Here is a 23,366-nt window from a genome sequence, read left to right on the forward strand (position 1 = left end):
AATCTAAATTTTCAACTAAATGAACTACATCCTTTTTGATGGTCCCTCAAGAAATAACCTGTTACCCTTCACTTATACAAGACCTGTGGCAGATATAAGAGTAGGTATTCTCACCATACGCGAAAAGTGGGAAACTTTCTTAGGAATTACAACAACAACGGTAACCGAGGATTACCTGTCTGATAAGTTCCCTATGGTGGAAATGGAAGATAATATTATGATTAACGCCTCTTTCTTGCCAACTTATGAGTTGATTGAAATGATTAAAAACCTTAAAGAAAATCAAGCCATTTTTCAAGATGAAGATGTCATTGCTTTTTATACGAAAGACTCGCAAGAAGATGTAGATTTACAGGCTTACGAAGCCATAGAATTTTCAGATGATATTTTAAAAATTGAACATACTTGGGATATTTTTAGTAAAAACGGTTCGGCAATTGAAGTCGATTTTGAATTACTAACAAAAAATAGAAGTTCGCAACCAATACCTAAAACAGTAAATACTCTAGCCTCAGAAAATATTTTTATCGAGAAAGGTGCGAAACTTAATTTTGTAACATTAAATGCCGAGAATGGGCCAATATATATTGGTAAGGACGCCGAAATTATGGAAGGTAGTGTGATTCGTGGGCCATTTGCCTTGTGCGACAATGCTACGGTTAAATTGTTGGCTAAAATTTATGGACCAACCACAGTAGGTCCTTATAGTAAGGTTGGTGGCGAAATTAATAACTCGGTAATTTTTGGCTACTCTAATAAAGGACATGATGGCTTTTTAGGAAATTCTGTGCTTGGCGAATGGTGTAATATTGGTGCCGACAGTAATAATTCCAATTTAAAAAATAATTATGCCGAAGTCCGTTTGTGGAATTACGAAACCGAAGGTTTTGCTAAAACAGGCTTGCAATTTTGTGGCTTAATGATGGGTGATCATAGTAAATGTGGTATAAACACCATGTTTAATACTGGAACTATCGTTGGTGTAAGCGCTAATATTTTTGGTAGCGGTTTTCCAAGAAATTTTGTGCCTAGCTTTTCATGGGGAGGCAACAACGGGTTTACAACATACTTAACTAAAAAAGCTTTTGAGGTTGCTAAAGTTGTTATGTCTCGCAGAAATATCGAGCTTTCCGAAACCGACAAAGCCATTCTAGAACACGTTTTTGAAGAAACAGCTAAGTTTAGGAGACGTTAATTTTTACGAACGCGTTTTAAATCTAACAAATTAGTTGGGTTTATACCTAAACCAGTAACGTTTTTTCGTGTAAAACGTACGACTTCATCATAAAACATAACCACAACGGGAGTTTCTTGCATAACAAGACTATCCATTTTTGTGTAAAGCAATTCACGTGCTTTTGTGTTTGTTTCGGTAAAAGCTTGTTCATATAATTGGTCAAAAACACGACTTGAAAAATGTGTGTAGTTTGGGCCATTTGGTGCAAAGTTTTTACTATAATAAAGCGATAAGTAATTTTCGGCATCTGGGTAATCGGCAATCCAACTGGCACGAAACATATCCAATTTACCATTAGCTTTAGCATCTTTTAGAGTAGCAGCAGGAATAACATCAACAGTAACAGTTAATCCTGTTTTTTGTAATTCACGTTGAATATACTCGCAAAAACTTAGGTAATTACTAGTAGTGGTTATGGTAATTTCTGGAGTTGTTATACCTGTTTCAGTTTTAAATTGAGTTACGAGTTGTTTAGCTTTTTCAGGTTGATAATTATACCCTATAGCATCATTATACCCAGGCAATCCTTTGGGAATAAAACCACCATTAGCAGGAATACCAATACCGTTACGTAAGTAGGTCATCATTTTTTTTCGATCAAATCCATAATTAACAGCTTGTCGTAGTAATTTTGATTGGATTTCAGAAACATTAGAATCCATATAAAACGCTAGGTACTCGGTGTTTAGATATGGAGCACGAATCATATTTACGTCTTTAATATATTTGTTTCTAAGCACACCTTTTGCAGTTAAAATTTCATCTTTATAAGACGCATCAAGCCCAGAAACATAATCAATATTACCTTGAGCAAATTGCAAAAACTCACTTTGTTTATCGGGTAAAAATGTAATGGCTACAGCTTCTAAATAAGGAAGCTTTTTACCTTTGGAATCGGTTTCAAAATAGTTGTGGTTTTTCCTAAATACCAATTTGATATTTTCTTCCCAGCGTTTAAACTTAAATGGGCCAGTTCCTATCGGGTTTGCTCTAAAATCGTTACCGTAGTGTTCTACTATTTCTTTAGGAACAACGCTACAGTATTTCATGGTTAATAAGCCTAGAAAGGCAGGGAAAGGTTGTTTTAATTGTATTTGAAAGGTAGAATCGTTTATCGCTTTAAAACTTTTAACTTTATTTAAAACCCAACTACCGGGTGATGCTACTTTAGGATTAATAAGGCGGTTAAAACTATACTCAAAATCATAAGCAGTAACAGTTCTCGTAGAGTCTTTTCCAAAAAGATGATGTTTATGAAACCAAACATCATGTCGTAAAGTAAATGTGTAGGTTTTAGCGCTATCGGTTATTATCCAATGTTTAGCAATGCTTGGTTTTACATTTAGACTGTCATCCATCTCTACCAAGCCGTTAAATAACTGATTTGTAGCCCAAATGTCAGCTAAGTCCTTAGAGAATGCTGGATCCAAAGAGCCAATGTTTTTATGCTCGTTATAACGAAAAACCAAATGATCGTTATTTTTTGTGGCTTGTTTTTCGCAGCAAAAAAGACATAATGCTAGACAACTAATTGTAAAATAATATATTAAAGCGTTTAAGTTTGGTAGTAAGGGTTTTATCATTCTATTATTTAGTTGTAAATTTGCAGCCATTTAATTGTAAAGATAAATTTTAACACGTCCTAAAACAAAGTTTGCTTAAATAAATATGGAACGTAAAAAAGTCGCATTTTATACATTAGGCTGTAAGCTTAACTTCTCGGAGACATCAACCATTGCTAGAAACTTCACCAATGAAGGGTTTGATCGTGTTGACTTTTCTGAAAAAGCTGATATTTATGTGATTAATACATGCTCGGTAACCGAAAATGCCGACAAGCGTTTTAAAACCATTGTTAAGCAAGCACAAAAAGCTAATGAAGAAGCGTTTGTTGCAGCAATAGGCTGTTATGCGCAATTAAAACCACAGGAATTGGCCGATGTTGATGGCGTGGATTTAGTACTTGGCGCTACCGAGAAGTTCAAAATCACCGATTATTTAAACGATTTATCTAAAAACGATTTAGGTGAAGTCCATTCTTGTGAAATTGATGAAGCCGATTTTTACGTGGGAAGTTATTCTATAGGTGATAGAACGCGCGCTTTTTTAAAAGTTCAAGACGGCTGCGATTACAAATGTACCTATTGTACCATTCCATTAGCTCGTGGTATTTCACGTAGTGATACCATGGAAAATGTATTACAAAATGCCAAAGAGATTTCAGAAAAAGGCATCAAGGAAATTGTGTTAACAGGTGTTAATATTGGCGATTATGGAAAAGGCGAATTCGGTAATAAAAAGCACGAGCATACGTTTCTAGATTTGGTAACCGAATTGGATAAAGTAAAAGGGATAGAACGTTTGCGCATCTCTTCAATAGAGCCTAATCTATTAAAAAACGACACGATAGATTTAGTGTCAAAATCCAGAGCTTTTGTACCGCATTTCCATATTCCGTTGCAAAGTGGCAGCAACACTATCTTAAAGAAAATGAAGCGCCGCTACATGCGTGAGCTTTATGTAGATCGTGTAGCTAAAGTTCGTGAAGTTATGCCACATGCTTGCATTGGTGTTGATGTGATTGTTGGTTTTCCTGGAGAAACCGACGAACATTTTTTAGAGACTTATAACTTTTTAAATGAATTAGATATATCTTATCTGCACGTTTTTACTTATTCTGAACGCGATAATACCGAAGCCGCCGAAATGGATGGCGTCGTCCCTAAAAAAGTACGCTCTAAACGAAGTAAAATGCTGCGTGGTTTATCTGTAAAAAAGCGACGTGCATTTTATGAAAACCAATTAGGCACTAAACGTACGGTATTGTTTGAGGGAGAAAACAAAGCAGGCTACATTCATGGGTTTACCGAAAATTATGTTAAAGTTAAAGCACCATGGAACCCAGAACTTGTTAACACGTTACATGATGTTGAACTTACCAAGATAGATGAGGATGGTTTGGTAAGATTCGAGTTTTTAAGTGTTTCGGTAAATTAAATCTCCTTATTTTTTGTAACTCATCGGTTTTCAGTAGTCTTTCAGCTATTTTTTTGGGTAATTATTAGGTGTAAAATTACTTTTATTTCCAGTAATTATATTGCCATGCATAAATTTATAAATAAGCTATTTTTTTTAGCATCACTTACAGTCGTTTTTGCTTGTTCAAGCGATCAAGATGATGTTGCTAATGAACCATCTGGCATTGAAGGTGTTTGGGGATTGAATAAAATAACCTTAGAAACACCTTTAGATGTTAATAATGATGGTGTTGCGAGTACTATTTTATTTGAAACACCTGGATATTTAGGTCATTCGGAGTTAATTATAAATAATGAAACAAGTGGGACTATTTATTTTAGTGCCCAAACTACTTACAACACAAAAGAAGAAGATGGAAAGTTAATCTTTATGATTACTAGTTCTACAAATGGAGATAGAGTTGATGAACCTATAAGTTATACTCTAGAAGATGGAATTGGAATTATTAATCATGCTGGAGTAGAATCATCTTTTACAGTAAGCGAAAATACGTTATCTATAACTGTTGCGAATGGCTTTATAGCTAAAGACCACATTACAGGAGATATATCGGTATCTCAAAACTTGACTTATACATTTGTAAAATAAATAATAAGCCGTTTTTAAATTCTAACACCAACAGGCAACATACTTTTATAACGCTTATTTTTTCTAATAAATTTAGCTATTTCAGGACTTGTAGGGACAACACTTAAATTGCGTTCTTCAATATTTTGGAACACAATTTTTATAAACTCGTTTTGAAATTCTGCCGAATCAATTTCTTCAGGAACAACTAGCTTTGTTAAGAATATTTTTCGTTCTTGAAGCGAATATTCAATTTTTGCTAAATGGTCATCAACTTTTAATTCAAACTGGCGTAAAAAGTCATTATCTACAAGATCAGCTGCATCAATCATAATAAAATATTTTATTTACTAGGAATGTTTAGGAGTAAGTACTATTTTCAATAGTTTTGTAACGCAAATTTACGAAAAATTATTGTTAATAGGAACATATTTAATGGTTTATATCCCATGAACGCCGAAGTTATACACGTTTATTTTATGCCAGGAATGGCTGCAAACCCTAAAATTTTCGAGAATATAGAACTGCCTTCAGATAAGTTTGAATCGCATTGGTTAGAATGGGAAATTCCATTAAAAAACGAAAGTTTAACCAACTACGCTAAGCGCCTCTCTAAAAAAGTGACTCATGATAATGTCGTGCTTCTTGGTGTGTCATTTGGAGGTATTTTGGTGCAAGAAATGCAAAAGTATGTGCAAGCGAGAAAAGTTATAATTGTTTCAACAGTTAAAACTAAATATGAGTTACCTAAACGCTTAAAATTTGCAAAATATATTAAGGTTTATAAACTTATTCCTGCTAGAGCATTTAAAGATTTGGATTTTTTAGCACGTTTTGCACTTGGTAAAAGGGCCACTAAACGTGTAGAATTATATAAGAAATACTTATCTGTTAACGATGCCCATTATATGAGGTGGTCCATACAACAAATAGTTTGTTGGGACGTTGTAAAACCTTTAGAAGGAGTTGTTCATATTCATGGCGATAAAGATCTTGTGTTTCCGTATTATCACATAAAAAACTGTATTACAGTAAAAGGAGGAACGCATATTATGATATTAAATAGATATAAATGGTTTAATGAGCATTTACCTAAACTTATTTTAAGCTAAAACCAATTTAAATTAAAAAGCTTTTATTAATTTTATAAAAAAACATGATAGTTATGAGATGGATTAAAAATGTAATGGCGCTTTTAGGGCTGTTTTTTGTGGCATCTATTTTTGTGAACGCTTTCCAAGATGCTCCTACAGACGAAAATTTTGAAAAAAAACTTGTAAACGATTATAATGTTTATGCACTTCAGGTACCTGAATATTTAGAATTTTCTGGCGAACCTGTTCCGTTAAATAATCCAGATATATACGAACGTATAGATAGAGAGCTTTTGGTAAACACTTATTGGCAATCCAACGGGTTGTTAATGTTTAAACGTGCTAAAAAGTACTTTCCTGTTATCGAGCCTATTTTAGCAAAACATGGTGTGCCAGACGATTTTAAATACTTAGCAGTTATAGAAAGTGGCTTAACCAATGCTGTATCGCCTGCTGGAGCACGTGGTTTTTGGCAAATAATGAAAACAACAGGACGCGAATATGGATTGGAAATTAATGATAATGTAGATGAACGTTATAATCTAGAAATGGCTACAGAAGTAGCTTGCGAGTATTTAAAAAAATCTAAAGAGCGTTTTGGGTCATGGACATTAGCTGCAGCAGCGTATAATGCAGGTAATTATGGTGTTTCAAAAGAATTAGAAAGACAAAACGTATCCGATTATTACGATTTGTTATTAGGACAGGAAACAGGACGTTATGTATTTAGAATATTAGCTTTAAAAGAAATTTTAAGTCACCCAGACAAATATGGCTTTAACTTTAGAGATAAAGACTTGTATAAAAATGTGCCTACATATAAAGTTGGGGTAGATACCGCTGTTACAGATTTTACCGCATTTTCTGAAAAATTTGGAATTAACTATAAAATATTAAAAATACATAACCCGTGGTTGCGTGAAAAGCACTTAAATAACAAATCACGTAAGCAGTATTTTATAGACATACCTAAAGAGGGAGTCTACTTAAAATAACACATCATTGGAGTTTTTAAAGGATAATTTTTGGAACATTTTAATAGTATTAAACTATGTTTTAGCCATTTCGGCTGCCATAACAATTTTATTTAAAAACATAAATCCATCCAAAACACTTACTTATATTATTGTATTAGTGTTTTTTCCGTTTTTTGGACTAGTCGTATATTATTTCTTTGGTCAAGAATACCGAAAAAATAAAATCTTTAATCGGAAAAGAATCTTAAATAAATCTGTTGTAAAAAGAGTTCAAGAAGAATTAGAACTTAATACACGAGAATTAGAAGAGGTAAAAAAGCAATTAGATAAAAAAGTGAAACTTGTAAAACTGCTTCATAATAGCGATAATTCACCATTAACACTAAATAATAACGTAGAGTTGCTTTTTAATGGTGAAGCAAAATTTAAGCGCTTATTAAAAGATTTAGACGGCGCTAAACATCATATTCATTTAGAATATTATATCATTAAAGATGATAGAATAGGTACGCAGGTTATCGATATTTTGTGTGAAAAGGCAAAATCTGGAGTAAAAGTTAGAGTTAGTTACGATGATGTAGGTAGTAAAATATCTAAAAAATCCAAACACAAACTAAAACAATCTGGAGTTGAATTTTTCCCCTTTATGCCGGTGCTATTTCCGCGATTTGCAGGAAAAATGAATTACAGAAACCATAGAAAAATTGCTATAGTAGATGGCGAAATAGGTTATGTTGGCGGTATTAACATGTCCGATACGTATATGAATTATACCGACTCCAAACTATATTGGAGAGATACTCATGTTAGAATTGTTGGCGAAGCTGTAAAGCAACTTCAAATTCATTTTTTAACAACTTGGGATTTTGTTTCAGGAGAAACCATAAATATTACAACAAGCTATTTCCCTGAAATACACTATAATGATGATGTTGCGGTGCAAATAGCAGGAAGTGGTCCAGATACAGATTGGGCTAATATTCTGGAAGTTCTTATGTTAGCCATTACAACAGCCGAAGATTACGTATATATTACAACGCCTTATTTTATACCAAACGATGAAATAGTTACAGCCTTGCAAATTGCAGATAAGAGTGGTGTTGATGTAAAATTAATAGTGCCTTACGAATCGGATTCTTGGACCGCCAAACACGCTACCAATTCTTTTCTACAACCTTTATTAGAAGCAGGTGTAGAGGTTTATCATTATACCAAAGGCTTTGTGCACGCCAAAACAGTTGTAATTGACGATATTTTCTGTACGGTAGGAACATCAAATATGGACTATAGAAGCTTTAATATTAATTTTGAAGTTAATGCCATAATTTACAATGAACAAGTAAGTGTAGATCTTAAAAAGCAATTTTTAAAAGATTTACAAGATTGTAATAAAATAGATATTAACGTTTGGGAGAAACGCTCAAATTTTATCAGACTTCAAGAGTCGCTTTGTAGGCTTTGGTCACCTTTATTGTAAGGAGCTTATCGTCTTTTACCTGGTCTTTGCTGTCTATGACCACCAAAATGTTGATTAGGCATTTGAGCACGTTTCATGTTTTCTTTCATCATTTTAATCTGCTCGTTTAGCATACCGTGCTTGTCTAATTTTTCAGCTTCTTTAAGTAAAATTTGTGCTTCTCTTTTACGTCTTTTAGCCATAGCTATACCAGCTAAGTTTAATTTTGCCATTGCTAAATCATGCCCCATAGAAAGCCCTAAAGAAATCGCTTTTTTAAAATATTTCTCGGCAGCATTCATATTATCTTGAGAAACCATAATACCATGTAGGTAATTATAATAACCTTGTTGTTTCTTTACAAGAGATGCTTCTGGGCTTTTAATTTTATTCAGCCATTTTTTGGCACCCTCAAAGTCTTGTTTTCTCAATCTTAAAAAGGCTAGCAAAATAAATTCGTTTTTAAAATAGAAAAACACAAAAACCGCAGCCAATAAAATAAGCATAATACCATTTCCAATATAACCTTCTGTAAATTGGTAAACAGCAAAAGCTATGATTAAACCGGCAATGATTAATTTGAAAATTTTATTGTACATGATTGTTTTTTTATGTTGATATTTTATATTTAATGTAAATTTTTTAAAGTAAAAAACTTCAATATTCACCTAATGTGAATTCAGGTTACAAAGAAACTAAAATTTTATTGAAAAATATTTTTAAAATAAAGGTTTGTCAAATAAAAAAGGCTTTGTATATTTGCGCCGCAGTTTTAGAGACTTATTGTCTCAAGTAATAAAAGAAATTAATCAAGAAGTTAAAGATATAAAGAAATGAAAAGAACGTTTCAACCATCTAAGAGAAAGAGAAAGAATAAGCACGGCTTTAGAGAAAGAATGGCCTCAGCTAATGGAAGAAAAGTCCTTGCTCGCAGAAGAGCAAAGGGAAGAAAGAAATTATCTGTATCTTCTGAATTAAGACATAAAAAATAATGAATTAACAATTGTTAATATATTTAAAGGTGTTACTAATAGTAGCGCCTTTTTTTATATCTCATTTTAATTAATTTTGCAATACCTTACAACACAACACAATGCCTAAAAATTCAAACTTAAAGTCTATATTAATTATTGGCTCTGGACCAATCATTATTGGTCAAGCGTGCGAATTCGATTATTCTGGAACGCAAGCCTTACGTTCTTTGCGAGAAGATGGAATAGAAACCATTCTTATTAATTCCAATCCCGCAACTATCATGACCGATCCTTCCATGGCCGATCATGTATATCTATTGCCACTAACAACAAAATCATTAGTAAAAATACTAAAAGACCACCCGCAAATAGATGCTGTTTTACCAACAATGGGAGGCCAAACAGCATTAAATTTATGTATAGAAGCCGATGAAAAAGGTATCTGGGAAGATTTTGGTGTAGAAATTATTGGTGTTGATATTGATGCTATTAACATTACCGAAGATAGAGAACAGTTTAGAGATTTAATGACAAAAATTGGTGTGCCCATGGCACCTCAAGCAACAGCAACATCATTTTTAAAAGGAAAAGAAATCGCGCAAGATTTTGGCTTTCCTTTATGTATCCGTTCGTCATTTACCTTAGGAGGAGCAGGAGCGGCTATTGTTTATGATGAAGCCGATTTTGATGAATTATTAAGTCGTGGATTAGAAATTTCACCTATTCATGAGGTAATGATAGATAAAGCCCTACTTGGGTGGAAAGAGTATGAGCTTGAGCTATTAAGAGATGCTAACGATAATGTGGTTATTATCTGTTCTATAGAAAACATGGACCCTATGGGGATTCATACAGGAGACTCTATAACCGTAGCACCAGCCATGACCTTAAGCGATAGAACGTTCCAAAAAATGCGTGATATGGCCATCCATATGATGCGTAGTATTGGCGATTTTGCAGGTGGATGTAACGTGCAGTTTGCTGTATCTCCAGATGAGAATGAAGATATTATTGCTATTGAAATTAACCCGCGTGTATCGCGTTCTTCAGCATTGGCAAGTAAAGCTACAGGATATCCAATTGCAAAAATAGCTGCAAAATTAGCGTTGGGGTATCATTTAGATGAACTAAGCAACCAAATAACAGGATCTACTTCGGCTTTATTTGAGCCAACATTAGATTATGTAATTGTAAAAATACCACGTTGGAATTTTGATAAATTTGAAGGTAGTGATAGAACATTAGGCCTTCAAATGAAAGCAGTAGGAGAGGTAATGGGTATAGGACGCTCGTTCCAAGAAGCCATACACAAAGCAACACAATCTTTAGAAATAAAGCGTAATGGTTTGGGTGCCGATGGAAAAGGGTACAAAAATTACGACCAAATTATAGACAAGCTTACAAACGCTAGTTGGGATCGTGTGTTTGTCATTTACGATGCCATCCAAATGGGAATTCCTTTAAGCCGTATTCACGAAATCACAAAAATAGACATGTGGTTCTTAAAACAATACGAAGAACTTTATGCTATAGAAAAAGAAATTTCAACTTATACGATTGATACGATAGATAAAGATTTATTACTTGAAGCCAAACAAAAAGGTTATGGAGACAGACAAATAGCTCACATGTTAGATTGTTTGGAAAGTCAAGTATATAATAAACGTGAAGAATTAGGCGTAAAACGTGTTTATAAATTAGTAGATACTTGTGCTGCAGAGTTTAAAGCACAAACGCCATATTATTATTCAACGTTTGAAAATGACGTGGAAACAGCAAACGGGGAGCGTTTTGTGGATAATGAAAGTGAAGTCACCGATAAGAAAAAAATTATTGTACTAGGGTCTGGACCAAATAGAATAGGACAAGGTATAGAGTTTGATTACTGTTGTGTACATGGTATTTTAGCAGCATCGGAGTGTGGTTACGAAACCATAATGATTAACTGTAATCCAGAAACCGTTTCTACCGATTTTGATACGGCCGACAAACTGTATTTCGAGCCTGTGTTCTGGGAACATATCTACGATATTATTAAACACGAAAAACCAGAAGGTGTTATCGTACAGTTAGGTGGACAAACAGCTTTAAAACTAGCAGAAAAACTAGACCGCTATGGTATAAAAATATTAGGAACTAGTTACCAATCGTTAGATTTAGCAGAAGATCGTGGAAGCTTTTCTACATTGCTAAAAGAAAACAATATTCCTTATCCAAAATTTGATACAGCCGAAACAGCAGAAGAAGCTTTAAAAGTAGCCGATGAATTAGATTTTCCAATTCTAGTTAGACCATCTTATGTACTTGGCGGGCAAGGTATGAAGATTGTTATTAACAAGCAGGAATTAGAAGAGCATGTTGTAGATTTATTAAGAAGCATACCAAACAATAAATTACTTTTAGACCACTATTTAGACGGTGCGATAGAAGCCGAGGCCGATGCCATTTGTGATGGAGAAAATGTTTATATAATTGGTATTATGGAACACATTGAACCATGCGGAATTCACTCAGGAGATAGTAATGCAACATTACCGCCATTTAATTTAGGGGATTTAGTTATGGAGCAGATAAAAGATCACACCAAAAAAATAGCATTAGCATTAAATACCGTTGGTTTAATAAACATTCAATTTGCGGTAAAAGATGATAAGGTTTATATTATAGAAGCTAACCCAAGAGCATCCAGAACTGTGCCGTTTATAGCAAAAGCATACGGAGAGCCTTATGTAAATTACGCAACAAAAGTAATGCTGGGAGATAAAAAAGTAACCGATTTTGATTTTAAACCTCACTTAGACGGTTACGCTATTAAGCAACCTGTATTCTCTTTTAACAAGTTCCCAAATGTTAATAAGCAATTAGGGCCAGAGATGAAGAGTACTGGAGAAAGTATCTTGTTTATAGAAAGTTTAAAAGATGATGAGTTTTACGATCTTTATGCAAGACGTAAAATGTACTTAAGCAAATAAAAACTAGTCCAATAATTAATTAATTGTTCTAGAATTATATTCTATGAGTTTGGGTTTACCAAACTCATAGTCTATATATTGAAAGTCTTGATTATCTACTGCATTAAATTTGAAGATACTATTTCCTTCATATGGGATACTATTGTACCACGCTACAGAGATTTGGAAATTATCAAAAACTAAGTAGTCGTTAGTAAACATAATTCCAAACCCAATTTTACTAAATAGTTTACTTTTAAACAGGTTTTCATTTTCTTTACTAATTAAAGCAATAGAAGAATTGATAAAGGGAGAAATCCTAAATCCAAGTAATGAGTAGGGCGAGTAGGACTGCAGTTCAAAGTTTGTAATCCATTTCTTTGTACCTAACGGTTCTATGCTATTAAACCCTGAGATTCCAGGGCTGTCTTCGTCTCGAAGAGTTACTTGGTCGCCATAGAAATCGATTCTGTTTTCTCCAAATATAAAATCTGACCAAATAAAATTTCTAAATTTCCAATTTCTATAACTAAAGAGTTTTGTAAAGTAATTAGCCTTTATAGATAGAAGAGATTGTTCTCTTTTTCCATGCGAGTAAAATGTGCCGTATTGTAATTCTGAACCAAAATAACCCAAGCGAAAATAGTTTCCTATGGCCGCCCGACCTGCTACATATAACCTATTAGATCCGTTTTTATTTTGAACACCTGAAGTAATACCAAGCGTAGTTCCTATAGGAACATCTTCTACGATATTATAATTTTTTATAAATCTATCTTGTACATAATAGCGTTGTGCAACACCAACGCCAAAGAGCAAGAATTTTTGATCGGAATAAAAATTATATGGATCTAGATCTAGTCCTGGACTATTTAAATATTTTTGATTAAAATATCTGGCTGATACTATAAATTTACTTGTTCTCGAACCAAAAAAAGCGGTGTTTTTAAACAGGTTTAAAGATATGGCAGCCCAATAATCTTGTAAGCTTGTTTTAAAGTGTTGCGTAGGAATTTCTAAGGTATTTGGAATACTATCAGAATATGTTCTTTGATTTAACCGAATACCTCCTGCCCAACGTGTTAATGGTGAGAAAAAGTTTCTATTAATAGAGATGCCTTTTGTGTATTGGTTGGCTTCATTAACATCATAATCTATATTAAGACTTATATAGGTGTTTTCAATATTTGGAACACGATAATTGGTTTTAAAGGAATTGGCTTTCGTTTCAAAATTTTCTCTATACGTATTGGAAAAATCGTGTCCTAGACCAAGAAAGTTTTTGTCTCTTAGTTTGAAATTGGCTTTTTTGTTAGCGTAAGAAAATCCAGGAACTATGGTCCAAGCATCCAAACTATATACATATAAATCAATGCTATCTGAAGATGATGTTATGGTTTTTGCTTCTATTCTTACGCGCCTTATAAAACGTTGGCTTCTTATTAAACGCTCAGATTCTTCTATTTTTAGTGAGTCTAAAGCATCTCCTTCTTCTTGAAGTAAGTAGTTTTTTAAAATAAAATCTTTGGTTCTAACATGTAAATCGTTTCCAGCTCTTTCAATCCATTTCTCTGGTTTTTGTGTGGTATCTAAAACCGAGTAACCAAAAGGGTCTTGACTTATTACATGAATGTTTCTAATAATTTTACCTTCCATTTTTTTAAAGGAACGGTGCCTTTCTCGAAATTGCTTAGTGGTTTCTTCTCCTTCTTGTGAACGTGGGTTTTTTACTAAGTATTTGTAGAGAAATTTATTGAACTTGTTATTGTTTTTATTTTTTTCAACAAAATTTTGAAGCTTATCTTCTTTAACCTGTAAAGTGTCTTGAGTTCTTATAGAATCTTTTGGTTGTTTTATTTGGGTATAGGAAGTTCCCCAAATAAGAGTACAAAAAACAAAAAAGAAGTATTGATTTAATACAGGTGTTTTCATTATAAACTTAATAAATCAAATAATTAAAAAGTAAGCCTGTTAGAATGGCAATCCCGAAACTTATTAAGGTGCCTATTAAAACATATTCGGTAAGTTTTCTTTGTTTGCTTTCTTGTAAATCGCCAAACCTAAAAACAGATTTAGCGGTTATTAAAAAAAGTGGTTTGTGATAATAAAAATAAACACTAAAATACGTTCCAAAACACCAATATAGCTACCAGCATGTTTAAGCGATTCGTTACCTTTAGTTAGCTTGTTAATATTCCATTTGCTAAAGATGCTTTGCATAATAATGGAGGTTGGCTTAGTTAAAAATACTAAAGATGTAAGTAGAAGGAGCCCTTTGTTAGTGTTAAACAAGGAGAGGCTAAAATCACTTTTAGTAAATAGAATAAAGACAATAAAAATGGTAATAAGGTGTAATAATTGGTCTATAAAAAAACACAGGCGTTTGGTGTTTTTCTTTTGAAAAGTGAGCTTTAATCCATCAATAATTAAATGTAAAACACCTATGGTTATAATTAACTTCCAGTGTGTGATATCCCAAACTATTAAAAAGGCTAAAAGCACATGAATACCTACGTGTATATAAAGTTTAGGCGACTTTAATTTTCTCTTTTCTTTTTCTTTCACCCATTTTTTAGGTTGTAGTAAAAAGTCGCCAATTAAGTGTGCCAATATGAGTTTAGTTAATAAAATCATTGCTTTAAGGTATCAATTTTCTGTCTAAACATTTTATCCAGTTCTAATATTTCTTCAAAGTAAGCTCTTTTTAACCGTTTGCTAACAGCCTCTTGATTTATACCTATTAGTTTTGCGATTTCTTCCTGAGTTTTGTTTTGATTTTCCAAATACAGTTTTACAACTTCTGCTGAATTTGTTGTCCAATTGTCCATAGCAATTGAGGCTAACTTAAAATATAAGTTTAACGTTTTATCTAAATCAAAGTTTGATGTCTTAATTTTAAGATTACGTTTCTCTTTTTTTAATTCTTCTAAGGTTCTGCCAGAAAATACAAAAGCCTCTCCGTTAGATTCGGTAACATTGTTACCCTCAAAAGATTTTTCACCAATTCCTATGGCTAATCTAACATCTAGATTTTTAATGGTTTTTATACAAGATTTTAGGTATACACAAGCTTCAAAACTAGTAGCATAGTCTTGTATCTCTATTTGAAAACTATCACCACGGTATATTTCCCATTTATTAGATGTCTTATCTAAATAATGTAACGCTTCTTTTAAAAGTGTTAGCCAACCGTTTGGTTTTTTATACTTTGTAGAATTAATAATATCACCTGTAATTACACTTGTCATAATTATTCCTTTTTTATAGGATATATAAATATATTCCTTTTTTATGGAATAATAAAATATATTCCTTTTTTATGGAATTTTATTAAAGCTAATTTTTAGGTAAATCTATTTTAATATTGTAGTCTTTTAGGTTTTCTATGTAATTATCTAGGGAAAAAGAATTGCTATTAAACTCTTTTTGTCTGTTGATTTTAGTAGATTTCCTTTTAATAGCTTTTAAAAAGCGTTTTACTTCAGTTTTATCGTTTAAAATCAATCCAGGAACGGTAACAGAATTACCATAATCATCTTTGGCTACCATAGTAAAGTACGAAGAATTACAATGTTTAATGGCTCCTGTTTGAATATTTTCGGCTTCCACACGAATACCAACCACCATTGAGGTACGCCCAACATAATTTACAGAAGCTTTCATGGTAACCAATTCACCAATTTCAATTGGGTTTAAAAAATCTACCGTATCTACAGATGCTGTAACACAATAGGCTTCCGAGTGTTTGGAGGCGCAAGCAAAGGCAATTTGATCCATTAAACTTAAAATGTAACCGCCGTGTATTTTACCACCAAAATTGGAATGCGAGGGTTGCATAAGTTGTGAGATAGAAACTCTAGAAGAGTCTACAGTTTTAAAATCGTGTGTCATGGTCCTAGAAAGTTATTGGCATTTTTCTCTTCTTCTACTTTAGTGATAAAATATTTGGTATCTCCTAACCAAAATAGTTTCCCGAAACGTTCAAAATAATGCAACTTTACAAGTTTGCCTTGTAGGTTAGTAAGGTCTTCAATAACTTGTTTTTCTTTGTCTTCAACAGAGAATGTAAACACTTGGGCATCGGAAACCCCTTGGCTTATTTCGCCTTCCCAAGTTTTTATAATAACCCCTTTGTGACTAAATTTTACTAAGCGTCCAGCGCGAACACCTTCACTGTAAGATGCAAAATATAAAAAGGATAAATAGCCTAAAAAGGCTACAACTACAATAATTAAAAAGCGGATGAGATATTTCATAATATAAAGTTATTCGTCTTCGTCGTTAATAGCACGTTTTAAAATAGGTTCTGGTAACGATTTTTTGGCTTTGGCTCCCATTTTCTTAAGTTTTTCCACTCGACCAATAAGGTTGCCGCGACCTTCTACTAATTTATTCATTGCGTTGGAATAATCGCTTTTAGCAGCATCTATTTTTTTGCCAACACTAGTTAAATCGGTCACTAAACCTTCAAATTTATCGTAAAGTGCACCCGCTTGTTTAGCAATTTCAAGAGCATTACGTTGTTGCTTTTCGTTGCTCCACATGGTGTCAACTGTTCGTAGGGTTGCTAAAAGGGTAGAAGGCGTAACAATAACAATATTTTTTTCAAAAGCCTTGTTGTAAAGCGTATTGTCTTCGTTTAAAGCAATGGCAAAAGCGGGTTCTATGGGAATAAACATCAATACAAAATCTGGCGATTCCATATCGTATAAATCTTCATATTTTTTAGCTGAAAGTTGGTCGACGTGTTTTTTTATCGAGTTTACATGTGCTTTTAAATGCATCGGTTTGTCGTCGTCTTCAGCATTGGCAAAGCGTTCGTAATCGGTTAAGGATACTTTACTGTCAATAATCATACGTTTGCCGTCGGGTAAGTGTAACACCACATCTGGCATAACGCGCGATCCATCTTCGCGGTTAAAGTTTTGCTGTACCACATACTCGCGGTCTTTTTCCAAACCAGATTTTTCCAAAACACGTTCCAAGACCAATTCGCCCCAATTACCTTGCATTTTGCTATCGCCTTTTAACGCTTTGGTAAGGTTGTTGGCTTCTTGAGTCATTTTTTGGTTAAGGTCTTTTAGTCCTAATAACTGCTCTTTTAAAGCCGAATGCATACTAATACTTTCCTTCTGAGATTTTTCAACTTTGTCCTCAAAGGTTTTAATTTTTTCCTGTAACGGATTTAAGATTTGTTTGATGTTTTCTTTATTCTGCTCGGTGAATTTGCTTGATTTTTCCTCAAGAATAGTATTGGCCAAAATTTTAAACTCGTTTCTTAACTGTTCTTGGCGTTCTTCCAGTTCTTTATCGCGTTTTTCGTTTTGCAATTGAAGGTTTTCAAAATCGGCATTGCGGCGTGTTAACTCAGCACTTAAAAACTCTTTTTCCTTACGGATAGACTCTCGGTCAGTCTCAATTTTATTCAGATTTTCCTTTAACTCGCTAATGGTGAGGTTTAATTGATTTTGGCGTTCTTCAAGCGTACTTTTATCACTTTTACTTTTAAGTTTGGCAATAGTTAGGCCAATGTAACCGCCAATGGCAGCCGAAATAATAATGGCAAGGATAAGAATTAAGCTATTGGTCATAATTTGTTCCTGTGATGATGGAAATGTTTTTTAAGTTGAATTTTATCAAAGATAAATTATTTAGTGCGAAGATAGAAGTTTGGAAGCTGGAAGATTTTTGGATTTAATACTGAAAATTGCTACTGTAGACTGAATGCTACTTTTTCACTCTAAAACTCCCGGTTTTTTTATCAAAAGCAATCATATCCTTTGGAAATAAATCATTAAAAATTCCTTTGGAAATAAGGTTGCAGGGCATATCCGATACTACTTTATTGTTTGTCATAACGACCATTCTGTCACATAATTGAATGGCTAAGTCTATCTCGTGTGAAGAAAATAGAATGGTTTTGTTGGTATTTTTAGCTAGTGTTTTTAAGAGTTTTAAAATATAGGCTTTGTGGTACATATCTAGATGTGTAGTGGGTTCATCTAAAATAATTAAGTCGGTATCTTGGGCTAAAGCGCGTGCAATCATAACTTTTTGAAGTTGACCATCGCTTAGCTCAAAACACATTCTATCTTTTAATGATTTAATATTGGTTTGTATTAATGCTTTTTCTATAATAGTTGTATCTTTTTCAGAAAGATTGCCAACCCAATTGGTGTAAGGTTGCCTGCCTAAAGCGACAAGTTCAAAAACAGTGAGGTTTTTAGAGGCTGGTTGCTCGGTTAGCACGACACTTAAGCTTTTTGAAAGTTCTAGATGAGACGTTTCAAAAAGTGATTTATTGTTAATAAAAACAGTTCCGTTTAATGGTTCTTGTACTTTGGTAAGTGTTCGTAATAAGGTAGATTTTCCAATGCCATTAGCGCCAACCAATCCCACTAATTCACCTTGATGCAAATCAATATCAATACTAGAAGCAATTACAGTTTGCTGCTTTTTTGAAGTGTAACCTATGGTTAGGTTTTTGGTTTTTAAAATGGTATGTTGTATTGTTTTTGTCATTAATCTATTGATTTTCTATAAGTCTTGACTCTTGCTTTTTCTGTCCTGACTTTAGATTCTCATTTAAAACATCATTTTTCGTTTTCTAACTAATAACCAAATCACTACGGGCGCACCAATTAACGATGTAATGGCATTTATTGGCAAGGTATAATCGCTTGTTGGTAATTGGGCAATGCTATCGCAAATAAGCATTACAATAGCGCCAAACAAAAATATAGCAGGCAGTAATACTTTATGGTTGGATGTTGTAAAAACTTGTCGTACCATATGCGGAATAGCCAATCCAATAAACGCAATTGGACCAGCAAACGCAGTTATAGTACCAGCTAATAAGCTTGTTGCTATGATAATAATAAACCGACTTTGGTTAATGTTTAACCCTAAACTTTTAGCATAATTTTCACCTAGTAGGAGAGTGTTAAGCGCTTTAATTGAAATCACACTCATAACTAAGCCTAAAAGGTAAATGCAAAAGAAAATAAACAGTTCATTCCAAGATAGGTTACCAAGGCTACCAAAACCCCAAAAAATGTATTGTTGCAGTTGTTCGGCAGAACTAAAATAAGCAAGAACACTTACAACAGCAGCTGTAATGCTTCCAAACATTAACCCAATAATTAATATGGCCATGGTGTCTCTAACTTTTAAAGATACTGCTAAGACCGATAATAATACTAAAAAACTGCCTAAACTTGCAGCAATTACCACACTCCATTTTGAAAGTAAAAGTGTGGCTAAACTACCACCAAAAATGCCTGCGCCAAGAATGACGATTGCAACACCTAAACTAGCTCCAGAACTAATACCAAGCACAAATGGTCCAGCGAGTGGGTTTCTAAATAAGGTTTGCATTAACAGCCCAGAAATCCCTAATCCAGAACCTACTAAAATTGCTGTAAAGGCTTTTGGTAATCGGTAATTAAGAATAATATATTGCCACGATTCGTTGTCAATAGTGGTGAATAAACTTTTAAAAACCGCAGTCGTTGGAATTGAAACAGATCCCAAACTGAGATTTCCTAAAAAGCATATTATCAGTAAAATAATTAAAACTGTAAACGGTAACTTGTATGTGTTTTGATTAGGCAATTATGGTAAGGGTTTAAAAAAGTGAGTTTGATAATTTGGTAATACATTTGGGTGACACACTTTTATAATGTCTTTTAAAACCAAATCTGGTCTAGCGGTGCCTTTTTCGTAATAGGTAACTCCCCCAGTTGGTCCTGTTATGTTAACAAACGAATAGATGTTTTTATTTTTAAACGCATCAAATTGCGTATAATGTTCATTAGCTTTTTTTAGGTTTTCCAAAGAATTGTAGTATGACGGGCTTAACCAAATATCGGCATTTTTGGCCTTGGTAAAGACCGCTTCAAAACTTAAAGCCAAGCTCCCTTCGGCAGCGGTGTCTTGCCATAAATAATTGACGTTGGCATCTTTTAAGAGCTGTGCTTCTGGACTAGTACCGCTTGGTAAATACCAAACATCTTTGTGTAAAGCGCCACTTAAAACTGTTGGCGTTCTTTTAACTTTTGAAGCTAGTTGTTTGGCTTGGTTATAATTTTTTTCAATCGTGTTAAAAATGGAATCGGCTTTGGCTGTTTTGTTAAATAAGGCACCAAAAAACTTAATCCATTCGGCTTTTGCTAAGGGCGATGTTTCTACCCAATCGCCATTGTACATTACAGGAATTCCAGATTTTTTAATGGTTTCAAATGTTTTGTTATTACCATCTATGCCAAAACCAACAACGACTTCTGGTTGAAGTTCTAACAAAACTTCGGTGTTAATACCTTCGTTTTTTCCTAGTTCTCTAATTTTTTCACCGTCTATTAAGGCACGTGTTTTTTTAGATGACACATAATCGGTGCCAGGAAAACCTACTAAGGTTTGCTCAACTTCTAATAACTCCAATGCGGGGATGTGTGTTGTAGATGTTACTACAATTTTTTCGACGGGTGTAGTGATAATACCATCAAATTCATTTCTATTTAAAGTAAGTGTAGCAAGATTTTCTCTGGGAATTAAAGCATATTTAAATGATTTTTCTGATTTAGGCCAAGGATTTTTTATAGTAAGAACTTTAAAGTTTTTATTGGAAGCAATATGAAACCCCTTAGCATATTTGAAGTGAGATACTGCAATATCTTGTTTGTTGTTGTCAAGCGTTTTAGGCTCATTTTTACAAGCCACAATACCCAAAAGTGCAATAAATAAGAGTAGTTTTTTCAAAATAGTAAAATTTCATTCAAAAGTAATATTATTTCATCTTATAGTTAAAACATAGTGCAAATTGTTTAGTTTTGCAGCGAATTTTGGTTCGGTGTTGTGTTTGCAATATCGATTAAAAGGGAATCTGGTGAGATTATCGTTCAAGTCCAGAACTGTTCCCGCAACTGTAAGCATATTGCCCAATTTGATTGGGCATCTCTTAAAAAGAGTTGCTGTTTACTTCAAAAAAACCACTGGTGAAAACTGGGAAGGTAAAACAGCTAAATGTAAGTCAGGAGACCTGCCAACTTCAAAAACAAATTAAGTCGAACTTTCGGGATAAAAGTTTGAGTATGCATTACCATACTTTCTCGAACAATTTATTTTTAAAATGAACAAAAAAACGTTGCTTATTAGTGCGTTTTGTGCGGCATCATTTTTTGGATTTGCACAACAACAAACCGATTCTACACAGGTAGAACAATTAGAAGAAGTCGTAATTACCGACTCAAAATTTAACTTAAAACGTGAAAATTCTGGTAAAGTAATTACCAAAATCACACAGAAAGAGCTTCAACATTTACAGGGTAAAACCATTGCAGAAATTATCAATTCCACAGTAGGTATTGAAATTAACGGTACTAAAAGTAATGCAGGGCAAAACTTGGCATATTATGTTCGTGGTGGTAGAAACCGTCAAGTGTTGGTGCTTATTGATGGTATAGCATTAACCGATCCATCGCAAATTGCTAACGATTTTGATTTACGTTTACTTAATCCAGATCAGGTAGAAAGCATTGAAATTTTAAAAGGGGCTTCTAGTACATTGTATGGTACAGGAGCTGCCACAGCGGTAATTAATATTAAATTGAAAGACGCTTCAAAAGATAAGATTACGGCTAATTTTAGAAGTGTTTTTGGTACCAATCAATCGCAAGACGATAACAACTATGCGGTAGAAGATTTTAGAAATAATGTCTCTGTAAATGGTACTTTAGGTGATTTTAACTATTTGGCTAGCTTTGGTAATCAATATACCGATGGATTATCAGCAATGTCTAAGGGAACAGAGTCCGACGTTTACAATTCTATTAATGGAAATGTGAAATTAGGGTATGCGTTTTCAAAACAGTTTAAGGTTACGGCTTATGCTGGTTTTGATAAGTTTAAGACCGATTTTGATGACGCTTCTACATTTATGGATGCCGATAATCGCTCAACTAGTAAGCAATATCGTATTGGGATTGCTCCTGAGTTTACTTACAACAAAGGAAGCATTACTTTAAATGCCGCATACAACGATGTGGAACGCGTGATTGAATCGGGATATCCTGCGGAGTATTTTGCAACAAGTTTGGTCGCAGATCTTTTTAATAGGTATAACTTCAACGATAAATTTTACACCATTTTGGGGGTGAACTTTCAGGAAAACGATATGGAAAGCTATGTTATTCCATTTGGAGCGTCAACTTTAGAGCAAAGCATTAATCCAGAAACTGCGACATTTAATATTGTAGATCCGTATGCCAATGTGGTGTATGTGTCAGATTTTGGTTTAAATGTCAATGCAGGTGCACGTTTAAATAATCATAGCGAATATGGAAGCCACGTTGTGTATAATATAAACCCATCTTATAGAAAAGCATTTGGTTTTGGATACTTAAAAGGAATGGCCAGCTATAGTACAGCTTATATTACGCCTTCATTGTATCAATTATTTGAACCCGCTTATGGGAATACCGATTTAAAACCTGAAGAAAATCAAACTATAGAAGTTGGTTTAGAAGCAGGAATTAAAGATAAAGCAACGTTAAGTTTAGTGTATTTTACAAGAAATGAAACCAATTTTATCGATTTTGTAGATATGGGAAGTTATGTGTATCAATATGATAATGTTGCTGATGACTTTACAGCTAGTGGATTAGAATTTACAGCAAATTACACGATTACAAAAGCTTTAAAGTTGAATGCCAATATGACCTACACTAAGGTTGAAGATGATTTAAACTTGCGTATTCCAGAATTTAAAGGAAACGCGCGATTAGATTATAATGTTTTAAAAAATACCTTTTTGAGTTTAGCCTATCAGTATAACGACGATAGAAACGAAGCATATTTTAACAATACAACATTTGCTACAGAGGATGTTACTCTAGAAAGCTATAGTTTGTTAGATTTTTATGTGAGCCATACTATTTTGGGCAACAAACTGAAATTGTTTGCTAATGTAAATAACATTTTTAACGAAGATTACCAAGAATTGTATGGTTACACCACACGAGGTCGAAACGTAAACATTGGGTTTAATTTAAGTTTATAAAACAAAAAAGCCGCT

The 23,366-nt window shown here is 33.5% G+C and carries 21 protein-coding genes and 1 riboswitch; of the genes, 9 read left to right on the forward strand and 12 right to left on the reverse strand.

What is annotated here, in order from left to right:
• Positions 1 to 19: 19 nt before the first annotated feature.
• The gene (locus tag EJA19_RS10385; protein WP_125468298.1) at positions 20 to 1,195 is read left to right on the forward strand and encodes a GlmU family protein; all 1,176 of its coding nucleotides are present in this window, start codon (positions 20 to 22) and stop codon (positions 1,193 to 1,195) included.
• Here EJA19_RS10385 and EJA19_RS10390 read toward each other — a convergent pair.
• Positions 1,192 to 2,850, reverse strand: coding sequence for an ABC transporter substrate-binding protein (locus tag EJA19_RS10390; RefSeq protein ID WP_240640265.1), 1,659 nt, complete (start codon positions 2,848 to 2,850; stop codon positions 1,192 to 1,194). The genes EJA19_RS10385 and EJA19_RS10390 overlap by 4 nt on opposite strands.
• 55 nt (positions 2,851 to 2,905) lie before the next feature.
• Between EJA19_RS10390 and mtaB the strand changes: the two genes are divergently transcribed.
• Complete coding sequence (gene mtaB / locus EJA19_RS10395) at positions 2,906 to 4,234, forward strand: tRNA (N(6)-L-threonylcarbamoyladenosine(37)-C(2))-methylthiotransferase MtaB (protein WP_125468299.1); 1,329 nt, start codon at positions 2,906 to 2,908, stop codon at positions 4,232 to 4,234.
• Between the two features lie 105 nt (positions 4,235 to 4,339).
• Entirely contained in the window at positions 4,340 to 4,864 is a 525-nt protein-coding gene (locus tag EJA19_RS10400) for a hypothetical protein (protein ID WP_125468300.1), read from the forward strand.
• A gap of 14 nt (positions 4,865 to 4,878) precedes the next feature.
• Here EJA19_RS10400 and EJA19_RS10405 read toward each other — a convergent pair whose 3' ends face one another.
• Complete coding sequence (locus tag EJA19_RS10405; protein WP_206075169.1) at positions 4,879 to 5,175, reverse strand: GNAT family N-acetyltransferase; 297 nt, start codon at positions 5,173 to 5,175, stop codon at positions 4,879 to 4,881.
• Between the two features lie 117 nt (positions 5,176 to 5,292).
• On the opposite strand from EJA19_RS10405, the gene EJA19_RS10410 reads away from it, so the two are divergent.
• The 3 genes from EJA19_RS10410 to cls are packed head-to-tail and all read left to right on the forward strand — an operon-like array spanning position 5,293 to position 8,391.
• On the forward strand, positions 5,293 to 5,955 hold the full coding sequence (locus tag EJA19_RS10410; protein WP_125468301.1) for an alpha/beta hydrolase: 663 nt from the start codon (positions 5,293 to 5,295) through the stop codon (positions 5,953 to 5,955).
• 53 nt (positions 5,956 to 6,008) lie between these two features.
• Positions 6,009 to 6,932, forward strand: coding sequence for a lytic transglycosylase domain-containing protein (locus tag EJA19_RS10415; RefSeq protein WP_125468302.1), 924 nt, complete (start codon positions 6,009 to 6,011; stop codon positions 6,930 to 6,932).
• A gap of 7 nt (positions 6,933 to 6,939) precedes the next feature.
• A complete protein-coding gene (cls, locus tag EJA19_RS10420; protein ID WP_125468303.1) occupies positions 6,940 to 8,391 on the forward strand; it encodes a cardiolipin synthase in 1,452 nt (483 codons plus the stop codon).
• Positions 8,392 to 8,396: 5 nt separating this feature from the next.
• On the opposite strand, the gene EJA19_RS10425 is transcribed toward cls, so the two are convergent.
• Entirely contained in the window at positions 8,397 to 8,969 is a 573-nt protein-coding gene (locus EJA19_RS10425; protein ID WP_125468304.1) for a tetratricopeptide repeat protein, read from the reverse strand.
• Positions 8,970 to 9,203: 234 nt separating this feature from the next.
• Here EJA19_RS10425 and rpmH point away from each other — a divergent pair, with 234 nt between their 5' ends.
• Both rpmH and carB read left to right on the forward strand, forming a co-directional pair.
• On the forward strand, positions 9,204 to 9,362 hold the full coding sequence (gene rpmH, locus EJA19_RS10430) for a 50S ribosomal protein L34 (protein WP_097443816.1): 159 nt from the start codon (positions 9,204 to 9,206) through the stop codon (positions 9,360 to 9,362).
• A gap of 101 nt (positions 9,363 to 9,463) precedes the next feature.
• Positions 9,464 to 12,316 carry a carbamoyl-phosphate synthase large subunit gene (gene carB / locus EJA19_RS10435; RefSeq protein WP_125468305.1) on the forward strand — a complete coding sequence of 951 codons (2,853 nt, stop codon included), beginning with the start codon at positions 9,464 to 9,466 and terminating at the stop codon, positions 12,314 to 12,316.
• Between the two features lie 15 nt (positions 12,317 to 12,331).
• Here carB and EJA19_RS10440 read toward each other — a convergent pair whose 3' ends face one another.
• The 9 genes from EJA19_RS10440 to EJA19_RS10480 all read right to left on the reverse strand — a co-directional run bounded on the left by EJA19_RS10440 (position 12,332) and on the right by EJA19_RS10480 (position 21,052).
• Positions 12,332 to 14,227 (reverse strand): BamA/TamA family outer membrane protein, encoded by a 1,896-nt coding sequence (locus tag EJA19_RS10440; RefSeq protein WP_125468306.1) that lies wholly within the window; start codon positions 14,225 to 14,227, stop codon positions 12,332 to 12,334.
• A gap of 150 nt (positions 14,228 to 14,377) precedes the next feature.
• Positions 14,378 to 14,929 (reverse strand): DUF3307 domain-containing protein, encoded by a 552-nt coding sequence (locus EJA19_RS10445; protein ID WP_317124827.1) that lies wholly within the window; start codon positions 14,927 to 14,929, stop codon positions 14,378 to 14,380.
• The gene (locus tag EJA19_RS10450; protein WP_125468307.1) at positions 14,926 to 15,543 is read right to left on the reverse strand and encodes a SatD family protein; all 618 of its coding nucleotides are present in this window, start codon (positions 15,541 to 15,543) and stop codon (positions 14,926 to 14,928) included. Before EJA19_RS10450 ends, EJA19_RS10445 begins: the two co-directional genes overlap by 4 nt.
• Positions 15,544 to 15,631: 88 nt before the next feature.
• Complete coding sequence (locus tag EJA19_RS10455) at positions 15,632 to 16,186, reverse strand: acyl-CoA thioesterase (RefSeq protein ID WP_125468308.1); 555 nt, start codon at positions 16,184 to 16,186, stop codon at positions 15,632 to 15,634.
• A complete protein-coding gene (locus EJA19_RS10460; RefSeq protein WP_125468309.1) occupies positions 16,183 to 16,551 on the reverse strand; it encodes a 6-phosphogluconate dehydrogenase in 369 nt (122 codons plus the stop codon). The genes EJA19_RS10455 and EJA19_RS10460 overlap by 4 nt, the downstream gene beginning before the upstream one ends.
• A 9-nt stretch (positions 16,552 to 16,560) precedes the next feature.
• Positions 16,561 to 17,886, reverse strand: coding sequence for a DNA recombination protein RmuC (gene rmuC, locus EJA19_RS10465; RefSeq protein WP_125468310.1), 1,326 nt, complete (start codon positions 17,884 to 17,886; stop codon positions 16,561 to 16,563).
• 136 nt (positions 17,887 to 18,022) lie between these two features.
• A complete protein-coding gene (locus EJA19_RS10470; protein WP_125468311.1) occupies positions 18,023 to 18,817 on the reverse strand; it encodes an ABC transporter ATP-binding protein in 795 nt (264 codons plus the stop codon).
• 63 nt (positions 18,818 to 18,880) lie between these two features.
• Entirely contained in the window at positions 18,881 to 19,909 is a 1,029-nt protein-coding gene (locus tag EJA19_RS10475; protein WP_125468312.1) for a FecCD family ABC transporter permease, read from the reverse strand.
• Complete coding sequence (locus tag EJA19_RS10480; protein WP_240640266.1) at positions 19,910 to 21,052, reverse strand: ABC transporter substrate-binding protein; 1,143 nt, start codon at positions 21,050 to 21,052, stop codon at positions 19,910 to 19,912. It abuts the gene before it with no gap.
• Between the two features lie 67 nt (positions 21,053 to 21,119).
• Positions 21,120 to 21,354: riboswitch (cobalamin riboswitch) on the forward strand.
• 68 nt (positions 21,355 to 21,422) lie between these two features.
• Here EJA19_RS10480 and EJA19_RS10485 point away from each other — a divergent pair.
• Positions 21,423 to 23,351, forward strand: coding sequence for a TonB-dependent receptor plug domain-containing protein (locus EJA19_RS10485; protein WP_125468314.1), 1,929 nt, complete (start codon positions 21,423 to 21,425; stop codon positions 23,349 to 23,351).
• The last annotated feature ends 15 nt before the right edge of the window (positions 23,352 to 23,366 follow it).

Source organism: Mangrovimonas spongiae (assembly GCF_003944795.1).
In the GTDB taxonomy this organism is placed as follows: Bacteria; Bacteroidota; Bacteroidia; order Flavobacteriales; family Flavobacteriaceae; genus Mangrovimonas; species Mangrovimonas spongiae.

Coding starts and splice junctions, on each gene's coding strand:
- EJA19_RS10385 (WP_125468298.1), top strand. CDS start 20: ATGAACTACATCCTTTTTGATGGTCCCTCAAGAAATAACCTGTTACCC.
- EJA19_RS10390 (WP_240640265.1), bottom strand. CDS start 2,850: ATGGCTGCAAATTTACAACTAAATAATAGAATGATAAAACCCTTACTA.
- mtaB (WP_125468299.1), top strand. CDS start 2,906: ATGGAACGTAAAAAAGTCGCATTTTATACATTAGGCTGTAAGCTTAAC.
- EJA19_RS10400 (WP_125468300.1), top strand. CDS start 4,340: ATGCATAAATTTATAAATAAGCTATTTTTTTTAGCATCACTTACAGTC.
- EJA19_RS10405 (WP_206075169.1), bottom strand. CDS start 5,175: ATGATTGATGCAGCTGATCTTGTAGATAATGACTTTTTACGCCAGTTT.
- EJA19_RS10410 (WP_125468301.1), top strand. CDS start 5,293: ATGAACGCCGAAGTTATACACGTTTATTTTATGCCAGGAATGGCTGCA.
- EJA19_RS10415 (WP_125468302.1), top strand. CDS start 6,009: ATGAGATGGATTAAAAATGTAATGGCGCTTTTAGGGCTGTTTTTTGTG.
- EJA19_RS10425 (WP_125468304.1), bottom strand. CDS start 8,969: ATGTACAATAAAATTTTCAAATTAATCATTGCCGGTTTAATCATAGCT.
- rpmH (WP_097443816.1), top strand. CDS start 9,204: ATGAAAAGAACGTTTCAACCATCTAAGAGAAAGAGAAAGAATAAGCAC.
- carB (WP_125468305.1), top strand. CDS start 9,464: ATGCCTAAAAATTCAAACTTAAAGTCTATATTAATTATTGGCTCTGGA.
- EJA19_RS10440 (WP_125468306.1), bottom strand. CDS start 14,227: ATGAAAACACCTGTATTAAATCAATACTTCTTTTTTGTTTTTTGTACT.
- EJA19_RS10445 (WP_317124827.1), bottom strand. CDS start 14,929: ATGATTTTATTAACTAAACTCATATTGGCACACTTAATTGGCGACTTT.
- EJA19_RS10450 (WP_125468307.1), bottom strand. CDS start 15,543: ATGACAAGTGTAATTACAGGTGATATTATTAATTCTACAAAGTATAAA.
- EJA19_RS10455 (WP_125468308.1), bottom strand. CDS start 16,186: ATGACACACGATTTTAAAACTGTAGACTCTTCTAGAGTTTCTATCTCA.
- EJA19_RS10460 (WP_125468309.1), bottom strand. CDS start 16,551: ATGAAATATCTCATCCGCTTTTTAATTATTGTAGTTGTAGCCTTTTTA.
- rmuC (WP_125468310.1), bottom strand. CDS start 17,886: ATGACCAATAGCTTAATTCTTATCCTTGCCATTATTATTTCGGCTGCC.
- EJA19_RS10470 (WP_125468311.1), bottom strand. CDS start 18,817: ATGACAAAAACAATACAACATACCATTTTAAAAACCAAAAACCTAACC.
- EJA19_RS10485 (WP_125468314.1), top strand. CDS start 21,423: ATGAACAAAAAAACGTTGCTTATTAGTGCGTTTTGTGCGGCATCATTT.